This window comes from Alicyclobacillus pomorum DSM 14955 (assembly GCF_000472905.1).
GTDB classification, from domain to species: domain Bacteria; phylum Bacillota; class Bacilli; order Alicyclobacillales; family Alicyclobacillaceae; genus Alicyclobacillus_A; species Alicyclobacillus_A pomorum.
This window is the reverse complement of the sequence record NZ_AXAR01000017.1, coordinates 49,792-61,573: the sequence shown is the minus strand read 5'-3', so window position 1 is coordinate 61,573 and position 11,782 is coordinate 49,792. Positions and strand designations below refer to the sequence as shown.

At 56.0% G+C, this 11,782-nt stretch carries 11 protein-coding genes; 2 read left to right on the top strand and 9 right to left on the bottom strand.

What is annotated here, in order from left to right:
* The 5 genes from YWK_RS0115105 to YWK_RS0115085 form a co-directional block, all read right to left on the bottom strand.
* Positions 1-536 (bottom strand): protoheme IX farnesyltransferase (locus tag YWK_RS0115105; RefSeq protein WP_169727196.1); only part of this gene is annotated, 536 nt, incomplete at its 3' end.
* 68 nt (positions 537-604) lie between these two features.
* Complete coding sequence (locus YWK_RS0115100; protein WP_035467224.1) at positions 605-940, bottom strand: cytochrome o ubiquinol oxidase subunit IV; 336 nt, start codon at positions 938-940, stop codon at positions 605-607.
* Between the two features lies 1 nt (position 941).
* Positions 942-1,595 (bottom strand): cytochrome o ubiquinol oxidase subunit III, encoded by a 654-nt coding sequence (gene cyoC, locus YWK_RS0115095; RefSeq protein ID WP_026965458.1) that lies wholly within the window; start codon positions 1,593-1,595, stop codon positions 942-944.
* Positions 1,592-3,514: a cbb3-type cytochrome c oxidase subunit I gene (locus YWK_RS0115090; RefSeq protein WP_051375649.1), complete on the bottom strand. Its 1,923-nt coding sequence runs from the start codon at positions 3,512-3,514 to the stop codon at positions 1,592-1,594. Before YWK_RS0115090 ends, cyoC begins: the two co-directional genes overlap by 4 nt.
* 60 nt (positions 3,515-3,574) lie before the next feature.
* Positions 3,575-4,531 (bottom strand): ubiquinol oxidase subunit II, encoded by a 957-nt coding sequence (locus YWK_RS0115085; protein WP_156909171.1) that lies wholly within the window; start codon positions 4,529-4,531, stop codon positions 3,575-3,577.
* 369 nt (positions 4,532-4,900) lie between these two features.
* Between YWK_RS0115085 and solA the strand changes: the two genes are divergently transcribed.
* Together solA and YWK_RS0115075 are read left to right on the top strand one after the other, a co-directional pair.
* Positions 4,901-6,082, top strand: coding sequence for an N-methyl-L-tryptophan oxidase (solA, locus tag YWK_RS0115080; RefSeq protein WP_035467223.1), 1,182 nt, complete (start codon positions 4,901-4,903; stop codon positions 6,080-6,082).
* A 133-nt stretch (positions 6,083-6,215) separates the two neighbouring features.
* Positions 6,216-6,590: a hypothetical protein gene (locus YWK_RS0115075; protein ID WP_026965454.1), complete on the top strand. Its 375-nt coding sequence runs from the start codon at positions 6,216-6,218 to the stop codon at positions 6,588-6,590.
* Positions 6,591-6,642: 52 nt separating this feature from the next.
* Here the strand turns inward: YWK_RS0115075 and YWK_RS21150 are convergent, their stop codons facing one another.
* From YWK_RS21150 to sat, 4 genes are read right to left on the bottom strand one after another with little or no spacing between them, the layout of a single operon-like run.
* Positions 6,643-7,440 (bottom strand): sirohydrochlorin chelatase, encoded by a 798-nt coding sequence (locus YWK_RS21150; RefSeq protein WP_026965453.1) that lies wholly within the window; start codon positions 7,438-7,440, stop codon positions 6,643-6,645.
* A complete protein-coding gene (cobA, locus tag YWK_RS20185; RefSeq protein ID WP_051375645.1) occupies positions 7,437-8,840 on the bottom strand; it encodes a uroporphyrinogen-III C-methyltransferase in 1,404 nt (467 codons plus the stop codon). Before cobA ends, YWK_RS21150 begins: the two co-directional genes overlap by 4 nt.
* 14 nt (positions 8,841-8,854) lie before the next feature.
* Positions 8,855-10,549 carry an NADPH-dependent assimilatory sulfite reductase hemoprotein subunit gene (locus YWK_RS0115060; protein WP_026965452.1) on the bottom strand — a complete coding sequence of 565 codons (1,695 nt, stop codon included), beginning with the start codon at positions 10,547-10,549 and terminating at the stop codon, positions 8,855-8,857.
* A complete protein-coding gene (gene sat / locus YWK_RS0115055) occupies positions 10,542-11,711 on the bottom strand; it encodes a sulfate adenylyltransferase (protein ID WP_026965451.1) in 1,170 nt (389 codons plus the stop codon). The genes YWK_RS0115060 and sat overlap by 8 nt, the downstream gene beginning before the upstream one ends.
* Between the last annotated feature and the right edge of the window lie 71 nt (positions 11,712-11,782).

The following is an 11,782-nucleotide window of genomic DNA, read 5'->3' as shown; positions in this document are numbered from 1 at the left end:
CTCACGTGCCCCGTGACTGCGGCCCATCCCATGAGCGGCGGCACTGCGCCAGCGCCGCCCCCAATCACGATGTTTTGTGGTGTGCTGCGCTTCAGCCACATCGTGTAGATGACCGCGTAGTAGATGAACCCGACCACCGACAACACCGCCGTCGTGGTGTTTAACCAGACTGCGCAAACCACCACGGAGAGAACGCCAAGCGCTAACCCGAACCACAAAGCCGCCCACGCCGGAACCAGTCCCATCGGGATGGGGCGGTTGGCCGTCCGCTTCATCACTTTGTCGATATCGCGGTCGTACCACATGTTGATGGCGGCCGATCCGCCCGAAGAAAGCGCCAATCCGATGACCAACGCCGCTGCCACCCGAAAGCTGGGCAAACCGCGCTGTGCGGCAATCGCCGCACAGTAGGCCGTCAACACCACAAACGCTGTAATGCGAGGTTTGGTCAATGTGACATAGGCTTTCACAATGTTCCAGAAGGAACTGTCCACCGTTGATTTCACTGCGAGTGACTCTGCTCGCGCGACTGACATGAGCGACACCTCCTTCCTAGTATGTTCCGACACCGCACATTTCTATGTGCAAATTCTCACACGTCCTGCTATTGAACTTGTGAGCTGAACGACATAATCCAAATCGAAGCACCGGCAAACACAACGGTGAAGAAGAACCCAATCGAGAGGACCACCGTTTGATAGGCAGGCTCCCCACTGCCATCCCCGTGCGTAAAGTGCATAAACATGAACAGTTGGACAAAAATCTGCAATACGGCACAGAACAGAATCCCTATCGTCAACGGCGTCGGAGTGAGCACGTGGTCAAGCACCAACCAGAGTGGGATGACCGTCAGCACCAGTGAAAGCACATACCCAATGACGTACTGCCAGGGAAACGACGGCTCATGATGGGCCGTCGGCGTTTGATGTTGACTCGCCATCTCACATCACCCCCATCAAGTAGACAATGGTAAACAGGAACACCCACACGACGTCGAGGAAGTGCCAGTACATGTTGACAATGTACACCTTGCGCGCCGTGATTGGCGTAATTCCGCGCTGGAACAGCTGGATGATGATGCCCGTCATCCAGAGAATACCGAGCGACACGTGGCATCCGTGCGTTCCAACCAGCGTAAAGAAAGCGGACAGGAAAGCGCTGCGCTGCATCGTTGCGCCCTCCATGGCCATGTGAACGAACTCGTTGACCTCGAGACCGACGAAGGACAATCCGAGCAGCGCGGTGATAATCAACCAGCCAATGACTCGGTTGCGATGGCCGCGGTGCATCTCAAAGGTCGCTAAGCCACCCGTAAAACTACTCGTTAACAAGATGAGCGTTTCTGCCGTGAAGATGGGGACGTCGAACAACTCTTTGCCCGTCGGTCCCCCGTCTGTATGTGTGCGCAACACGATAAACGTTGCAAACAAACAGGCGAACAAGATCAGGTCCGTCGCCAGGAAAACCCAGAAACCTAAAATCTTGAGAGCGCCGTCTTGGGTCTGGTATTCAATGGGCCTCTCGGGATAATCCACGTGAACATGGTCCCCGGCCCCGTGGTGGTGCTCCACGTTGTTATGGGCGAGCGTGGTCATCCTTGCAACCTCCCCAGTGCCGATTCCGTGTGGATAACTTCATCCACTGGAATGTAGTAGTCGGTGTCGTATTCAAACGAACGCCGGAACATACAGAAGGCAACGCCAAGGCCACCAATCACATCAAACGGAACGACGCCAAACACAAGCCCAATGCCGATGATGAAGAAACAGATGGACAGGATAAATGGACGCCCCGAATTCTTCGGCATGTGAATCGGCTTGATATCGCTCTTCTTTGGAAGGAAGGCGTTCTTATCGAGTTGTCCTTGCTTCGCCATCCACCAAGCGTCACGTCCCTCAATGGTCGGGATGGTGGCGAAGTTGTAGTGCGGCGCCGGTGATGGCAAAGACCATTCCAGCGTGCGGCCATCCCACGGATCGCCCGTCACATCGCGTTCACCGTATTTGACGCTGTAAATGACCTGCCAGACGATGAACAGGAACCCAATGCCCATCAGGTACGCCCCGATGGTCGAGATGAAGTTCGGGACGGTCCAGCCGAGTCCTGCTGGGTACGTGTAGATACGACGCGTCATACCCATGAGCCCCAGTGCGTACTGCGGCAGGAAGCAGACGTAGAAACCAATGTTAAAGAACCAGAAGGCCCACTTGCCGAGGCGTTCGTCGAGCAAGAAACCGAACATCTTCGGCCACCAGTAGTACATGCCGGCAATCATGCCGAAGACCGTACCGCCAATCAACACCTGATGGAAGTGCGCAATCAGGAAGTAGCTGTTGTGGTACTGGTAGTCCGCCGGTGCAACAGCGAGCATGACGCCGGTCGCGCCACCAATCGCAAAGCACGGAATGAACGCAACGGCCCACATCATGGGCAGCGTCATGCGAATCCGACCTCGGTACATGGTGAACAACCAGTTGAACACCTTGACCCCCGTCGGGATGGCGATGACCATGGTTGCAATGGCAAAGAACGTGTTAACGTCAGCGCCGGCACCCATCGTGAAGAAGTGGTGCACCCAGGTGAGGAAGCCGACGATACTGATGGCCACGAGCGCGAACACCATGGATCCGTATCCGAACGTCGCTTTCCGCGAGAACGTGGAAATGACTTCGGAAAACACGCCAAACGCAGGCAGGATGACGATGTACACTTCGGGGTGACCCCAAATCCAGAACAGGTTGATGAACATCATCGGATTGCCGCCATGCAGCATGGTGAAGAAGTGCGTACCGAGTGTGCGGTCCAACAACAACAAGGCGAGAGCAATCGTCAAAGCCGGGAACGCGAACAGAATCAAAATAGAAGTCGCCAGGACCGACCACGTGAACAGCGGCATGCGCCACAGGGTCATACCCGGAGCGCGCATCTTCAAAATCGTCACAAGGAAGTTGATACCCGTTGCAATACTACCAATACCCGAAATCTGCAGCGCGAGCAGGTAGTAGTTTTGGCCTGGCCCGTTGCTGAAGCCAAGTTCCGAGAGCGGTGGGTAACTGGTCCAACCAGCGTCTGGAGAACCACCAATGACAAACGAAATGTTCATCAAGAATGCGCCAAAGAAGAACAGCCAAAAGCTGATGGCGTTCAGGTACGGGAAAGCCACGTCCCGTGCGCCAATCTGCAGTGGTACAACAATGTTGAACAACGCAAAGACGAACGGCATAGCCATGAACAGAATCATGATGGTGCCGTGTGTCGTAAAGATCTCGTCATAGTGCTCCGCATCCAGAAAGGACAGGTTCGGAAGTGCCAGCTGTGTACGCATGAGCTCTGCGTCCACACCGCCGCGGAAGAGCATGAGCAACGCTGCAATCATGTACATGATGCCAATCTTTTTATGGTCAACGGTGGTCAGCCATTCGCGCCACAACCAGCCCCATTTCTTGAACTTCGTCAGCGCGAAGACAATCGCCACACTCGTCAGGACAATCATCACATCGGACCCGAGAATCATGGGTTCCGTAATGAAAATCCCCCAATGTGGAACGGTGTTCACAGGTGTTTCCTCCTCTCGTCAGTGACCCATGTTCATATTCGACATATCCATGTTCATGTTCGACATGTTGCCCGAGCTGTTTTTCGTGCTGTTGGAGTTGCTCGGTGTCTGACTGCCGTACATGTATTGGCCGCCGTTTTGCATCACGACGCCGTTGAACAATCCAGGTGGATATGCAGAATACGAAGCCTCTTTGGCCAAGCCATCCTTCTTCAGTTCGTTGTATCCAGCCTTCGTCAACACGGGCGACGAGGTCTTCACGTGCTTCACCCAAGCGTTAAAGTCGGATTGAGATACCGCAACGGCCTGGAAGTTCATGTGGGCAAATCCGGCACCCGTGAAGTTGGCCCCGTATCCGTTGTACTTGCCTGGTTTGTCCGCCTGCAGCCAGAGCCGCATGGCCATGCCGGGCATCGTGTATTCCTGACCGCCCAACTGCGGGATCCAGAACGAGTTCATCGGTGCGTCGGAGGTCAACTCAAACTGCACAGGCACGCCCGTCGGAATCTCACAGTAGTTGACCGTAGCGATTTTCTGATCCGGATACTCGAACAACCACTTCCAGTTCAGCGAAATGACCTGAATGGTGATAGGCTTCACGTTCGCTTCCGGCGGTTTGGTCAGCGAGAACGTGGTCTTCGCTGTAAAGGCACCGAGAATCGCGATAATGATGATGGGGATTCCCCACCACACATACTCCAGCGTCTTACTGTCCACCCATTCCGGGGAATAGGGGGCCCTGTTGCCTGGCTTATCTCTGTACCGATAGACAATAATGGCCAGCAAAATGAGTACAGGGATGACTACAATTGCAACCAAAATGGCTGAGAGAATAATGAGATGTTCTTCTGTCTTCCCGACAGGGCCGACCGGATTTAATACTGCGTATTCCGGACTGCAGCCTGTGAGAAGTACTGTAGCCGCGGCAACGATGGCCGAGATCTTGCCGAGGTGCGCGGGAAGTCTTCGAAACACTGCACCCCTCTCCTTTCCTAGCAATATCGAACAATCTCTCTCGGGCACGAACGCGCGTGTCAATGCGCCGTTTCGACCCTCTGACTAGTCCAGATGGACTCCCTTGCAAATCACAGAATACGCCCGATTTCGCGTCATGCCAGCGTCTTTCGACACAAGTTCATGAACTAGTCACAATGGTGTTCACAGACCTGTCAAAATGGTAGATGGCGCAATTATCAGAGAAAATCGATAAGTATGTCTAATCCGCGTAAAAATCAGCCTGTAACGTATCAACATGGCTGAGTCGACGCACGTAGCTCCTCCTTGTCTCATAGACAGAAACATCACATACTTGTGACAATAGATGAACGAGAGGAGAGCGCACGAATGAGCATACGCACACCGTACGAAGCGATTGTTGTTGGCGCCGGTTCCATGGGACTTGCTGCAGGCTATTATTTGTCGAAACAAGGCGTCAAGGTCCTCCTGCTGGATCCCCACGAGCCACCGCACACCTTCGGAAGCCACCATGGTTCCACACGGCTCATCCGCATCGCGTATGCGGAAGGAGCGACGTACGTTCCGCTCGCGTTACGCGCGCGTCAACTCTGGACGGAGTTGGAACAGGAGTGGGCGGACGCCCACCAAAAGGAGCCCACTCCACTGTTCGCAAAAGTCGGCGTATTGAACATCATGCACCTAGGTGCCACCAGTATCGAGGGCGTTGAATCAAGCGTTCGCGAACACGGCCTCCCCTTCGAGCGGCTCACCCGTTCGGAAGCCGTGTACCGTTGGCCTGGCCTCGCCATGCCGGAAGAATACATGGCCCAGTTTGATCCCTTAGGCGGTGTCCTCTTCAGCGAACGATGCCTCATGGCGTATAAGGAAGGTTGTCTGCGTCACGGTGCAACAACCCGCTTTGGCGGATCATTGGACGACATCAAACTTTTCCCAGACAGCGTGGAGGTCTCGTGGAATGGGGAGACATTTCGAGGCCAACATCTGTTGCTGTGTACAGGCGCAGGAACGCCCGCTGTACTCAACCGCTGGTTTCCGGAGTGGGCACTTCCGATGCAGCCGTTGCGGAAAGTGTTCGCTTGGTATCGGACGAATCCAGAAACGAACTTGGCCCCATCGCTGTACCGGGCACCGCACTTTCCAGGTTTTTGTGTGCAAACGCAGAGCGCGTGGTTTTACGGATTTCCAGATTTCGGGGACGGTGTGAAAGTTGGGAGGCACGACGGGGGAAGCCCCTGTACGCCGGACATGGTGGATCGGACGTTTCACACGGGAGAGGCGGAAGATCTGGAGTTACGCCAATTCCTGGCCGAGTTCTTACCGGGAACCAGCGGTCCACTCAAAGAAGGAAAAGTCTGTATGTACAACATGACACCCGACGAACATTTTCTCATCGGGAACCACCCTGGATACCCGCACGTGCACCTGGCCTCCGGCTTCTCTGGCCATGGCTTCAAGTTTGCAAGCGCGGTGGGCGAAGTGCTGGCACAGATGGTAACCGACGGGCACCCTAGGTTGGACGTGTCTCAATTTCGACCGGATCGGTTTTGAAATGGCTTTCTACATATCGGTCTCCCACGTTGGAACAAGTGGGAATCACTGCCGTAAGCACCGTACATGATTGCCGCCTCCACCACGCACAATAGTGCCTGCAGTTCAATCCCAGCACACAGGAGGTAGAGCAATGACCAATCCGCAAAAAGTGAAGAACGACATTCGTCAGGACCTTCAGCAGTCAGCTGGCGCCAATAATCAGATGCAGGCTCAAGCCCAATCTGCTGGACAAATGACCAACAGCCTATCCGGCACAAATCCGCAACAGGTCCAGAACGAAATCCAACAGGACCTTCAGCAGTCAGCTGGTGCCAGCAACCAGTTCCAGGCACAGGCCCAATCTGCCGGACCTGCTGGCCAAATGACCAACAGCCTATCCGGCACAGATGCGCAACAGGTCCAAAACGAAATCCAACAGGATCTGAGCAACTCGGCTTCCCTCGGGCTGCACTCGGGCACCAATGCTCAGAAGGTCAAGAACGACATTCAGAAAGACTTGAAATAAGCTCGACGACACCCCTGACGTGCCCGTCAGGGGTGTTTCCTCGTTCAGAATATTATGGGATAGTGAAGCGCTGATGATTCATGCATCGATGATGATTCATGCATCGATGCTCCAGCTGTTTGTCTACCTCGTCGAGAATGGCATTGACCAAGGCATCGTGAACGCCGAGATACGATGCAATTCGAGCACACACACCTGTCCCCCGTAAAACACGCGCAACCCGGTCCGGAAGCTTCTCCGTCAAATACCCAGCGAACCACAAGTACGGGAGTATCCACACTTCTCTCTCACCGCGCTTAACCATCGTCTCCAACACGCTTTCCATTCTCACGCCTGTGCCAGATAGATACGCAGTTTCCAGCCTGGAAACGTTGTGCTCCGTATGTAGCCTCAGCGCAGCTTGCTCGAACGTAGCTTGTGCCTTCGGGTCTTTGTTTCCGCGGCCAATCAACAAGACCGGTGCATCGCTGCCGCTCTCATAGCCTGCTTGGCGCAACCGCTCTGCGGCCACGCTGAGAAACGCAGGGAGATGGCCAAGAGACGGTGTCATCCGAAGCGTCACATCGGGATGGGATGCGCTTGCTTTCGCCATCATACCGGGCACATCCCGTTTGAGGTGCTGTGCCGTAAACAAGAAGATGGGAACGAGGAGTACATCCGTCGCCCCGTCGGCAATACACTGATGGATGCCTTCGACAACGGTCGGTTCCGCAAATTCCACAAACGAGTGATGGACAATGTGGACGTCACTCGGAAGTCGCCTTGCGACGTGAGATATGAGCGTACGAAATTCGGCCAATCCCTGTTCGTTTTTCGTACCATGTCCGACAAACAGTATCCCCGTCGTCATGGCGCGCCCAGCGCCCAACCGAGTGGCTGTGCGGCACTGTTTTGTCCCAGGTACACAGCGCGCATCACGGACTCGGCCCAAGGTGTTTCCGCATGGACTTCGTCGTATCCCTCTGCCAACCATTCTTCCAGCAGCACCGTTGCCGGATGTGTGTCCCCGATGTGGCGCCAAGGCAGCACTTGCACTTGGATCCCGTGCCGGAGCACAGCAATTGCCTTGTGCGGGTGGCACACAGGCACCTCTTCCGCGAAGACCCGTCCACGCAACAGAGCCGCGTCCACCCACAGCGACAGCGACTTGGATGCTGGCGATTCCGCCAAGAAATCCGGAACAATACCCTGTGCACGCAAGGCCTCAGCGGCTGAGGCACTGGTGGCTGCAAACTGCATGCCCGCCAATTGTCGGACGTCTTTCACAGACGCTCGCCAATGGTGGAAGAAATCCCGCACACCGAGCGCCGTGTGAAACACCCACGAAGACGGACCGCTGAGACTACCCGTAATCGCCGTCATCACGCCGTCACCATCTAACTGCAGGGCATCCTCTACCGCAAAGCCCACCGTTTCCGCGCCCAAGCGTTCCAGGCCACAGGACAACGCATCTGCAGACTCCCTCGTTTCTGCCGCCACCAGGATCCGTTTGCCGAAGAGCGGTCGCAGTTCCGACCACTGCAGCGTTTCCCGGGCGGCGACAACCGGGCCGATGACAATGCAGGCCGGCGCTTGAAAGCGCGCGGCTTCCACTTTTGCCACGATATCTGCCAACGTACCCACCAGCGTCTCCTGGGCAGCACGCGTGCCCCAGCGAATGAGCGCAATCGGCGTATCAGGCGCCTTCCCATGTGCCATCAGGTGTCCCACAATGTCCGGCAACTGACGTACGCCCATGAGAATCAACAGTGTCCCTTCTACGTTGGCGAGCGCTTGCCAGTCCAGTGAATCTTCTTGACCTTTGCAGCGATGGCCCGTGACCACGGTAAACGAAGGAGAGACCGCGCGATGGGTGACAGGAATGCCAGCATACGCCGGGACCGCGACAGCGGACGTAACACCTGGCACCACTTCCCACGGGATACCTTCCGCCTGCAGATACGCTGCTTCTTCGCCGCCGCGTCCGAACACGAACGGATCGCCCCCTTTCAGACGGACGACCGTTTTCCCCGCTTTGGCCAGCTCCGCAAGCAACTGGTTGATAGACTCCTGGGCCATGGTGTGATGATCCGCGGCCTTCCCAACAAAGTACAATTCCGCGCCGGGTTTGGTATACCCCAGCAATCTCGGCGAAAGCAGGCGGTCAAACACGACTGCGTCCGCGCGTTCCAGGCACTGCTTGCCCTTCACGGTCAACAGTCCAGGGTCCCCCGGTCCGGCACCAATGAGATACACACGGCCTGACACCATCGCTGCATTCCTCCCTACCCGACCGAAATCGACTCCAGCTCGCGCAGTCGCTCCAATCCGACACGGTGACAGAAATCCCCAAACCGCTCGTTGGGCAGGCGCTCTTCTGCGTACGCCTTCAACAGGGGGCGGACAGTGTCCACCAGGTTGTCGAGAGGCACCATTTCCTTGAACAGTTGGTTCAACCGCGTGCCTTCCGCATTGGCGCCAAGAAATACGTCGTATTTCCCGAGGGCGCGCCCGACAAAGCCGATTTCAGCGATATACGGACGTGCGCAACCATTCGCACAGCCCGTCATGCGAACGCTGATGCTCTCCTCAGCAAGCCCCAACTCCTCCAATACCGACTCAAACTGCCTGATCACCGCCGGAAATACCCGCTCCGACTCTGCAATGGCCAACCCGCAGGTGGGGAGAGCCACGCAAGTCATAGACGCCAGCCTCGTCGGTGGAAACTCGGACGCCAAGTGGATCCCTGCGGCCCGAAGCTTCTGTTCAATCTCATCCAGCGCTTCCACGCTCAATTCCGTGAGCAACAAGTTTTGCTGCGTGGTCAAGCGAATCACCGGGCGGTACGTTTGCACAATCTCGCGCAACACGGTCTTCAATGGAACTTCATCTGTATCCCGGATGCGCCCGCTTGCGATGAACAGACCCAGGTACCCCTTGCCGTTTTCATCGACGTGCCGCCCCAGGTGATCCGCAGAAGAATGCCAGACCAAATTTCTCGGCGGCAACAGTTTGGCGCCGTACACCGCCTCCACCTGTGCTTTGAACCAGTCGAGGCCTTTCGCCTCAATCAGGTACTTCATTCGTGCAAACTTTCTGTCCACACGATTGCCGTGGTCGCGTTGCACCTTCACGATGGCGGTGCACACATCGACCAACTGATCTCTCGTCACAAACGCCAGCGGCTTTGCGAGCGCCGGATGCGTATTTTTGTCGCTGGCCGTGCGGCCCATGCCACCTCCGACAACCAACGTGTAGCCGGCAACCGCATCTCCGTCGCGATGTGCGACAATGCCGATGTCATTCGAGTAAATATCACTGCAATTGTCACCCTCGTACGCGAAGGCAAGCTTAAACTTGCGTGGGAGGTACGTGCGCCCGTAGACCGGTTCCTCCGTTTCATCCTCGTCCAGAGTAACCTTTTCGCCATCCAACCAGATTTCGTGGTAGGCGTGCGTCTTGGCCGACAGGCGGTCGACCACGGCCAGCAAGTCGGCACGCACTTCATCGTAAAACGGTCCGTGATGCGGAGCGGCGCAACAGATGGTATTGCGCACCTGATCTCCGCAGCCACCGAGGGTTGTGATGAGCACCTCGTTGATAGAGCGAATGGTCTCTTTCAAGTTGTGCTTGAGCACACCGTGCAACTGGAACGTCTGACGCGTCGTGATGCGCAGGCTGCCGCTGCCATACAAATCTGCCAAGCGGTCAAACTGCAGATATTGCTCCGCATTCAACACGCCCCCCGGAATGCGGGCGCGGATCATCATCGAGTACGCGCGTTCTTTTCCTTCTTTCTTGAGCGCCTTGCGCAAGTCGCGGTTGTCCTGCTGGTAGACCCCATGGAATTTGAGGACTTGAAAGTTCTCCTCAGAAAAGTGGCTCGTTCCGTCCTGCAACGCCTCCGCAATGGTCCCACGCAAGTGGTTGCTGGCTTCTTTAATCAGCTCTACTTTGGACACATTCTTCTCGTCAGCCAACTGGAATCACCTCCGCCAGTCCTTGCACAAGCACCTCTGCCACTTCCGGCCGCGTAAACTTGGGTGATGGCCTTTGGCCGGATCGCAAAATTTGACGCACCTTTGTGCCGCTGAGCATGTAGCGGTACTCAGCGTCGTGTGGGCAGGTTTTCTCCGATGCCATACCGTCGCATTTCTCACAGTAAAAGCTGTTTTCAAAGAAGAGAGGTTGGATGCCGAGTTCCTCGGGACGAAAGTTGCGGAAAATGTGCTGAGCGTCGTAGGTACCGTAATAATTGCCGACACCGGCGTGATCGCGCCCTACAATGAAGTGTGTACAGCCGAAGTTTTTGCGCACGAGCGCATGGAACACGGCCTCCCGCGGCCCCGCATACCGCATGGCAGCCGGGTATACCGATAGGAACACACGGTCCTTCGGATAGTAGTGATCCAACAGGACCCGGTAGCTGCGCATCCGCACATCCGCCGGGATGTCATCTGCCTTCGTTTCTCCGACCAGCGGATTGAGAAACAGTCCGTCTACAATTTCCAAGGCCGATTTCTGGATGTACTCGTGCGCCCGGTGAACTGGGTTGCGCGTCTGAAAACCAACCACCGTGCGCCATCCGCGTCGTTCAAACGCCGCGCGGGTCTCGACTGGATCCAGGTAGAACTCCGCAAATTCTGTGGGCTCTTTGCGATTGAGAAGGGTAATCGGCCCGGCCAAATGGTATGGGCTTTGCTGCAAAAGGCGCTTGACCCCGGGGTGTTCCTCGTCGGTGGTCCCGTATACCCCCTTTGCTTCCACCCGCTTATCCACACGGTACGCCTCTTCCACGTCGAGCGTTCCGTAGATGACACCATCTTCGCCAACCAGTGCGACGGTTTCTCCGACCTTGACTGCCTTCGCAATGTGCTCCTCCACCGGCAAGGTCACCGGAATGGTCCAGACCAAGCCGTTCGACAGGTGCATCTCTTCGATAATGCTTTTCCAGTCCGCTTGGTTCACAAACCCGTTCAGTGGGGAAAACACGCCCACTCCAATCAGTTCAAGGTCGGAAATCGTCCAGGTTGAAATCACAATCTTTCGGAAACTCTGCGCTTCGCGAAGGGCTTCCTCCCTGGCCTGCCCGGTGAGTTGACGTTGTACCAACACACCGCCGTGGGGTTCAATGAGAGACACGTGATTCTCCTCCTTGATGTCATTGTCAGAAACTGCCCAAAACTCCACTTGATGCTTTGAACGAGCGGCGT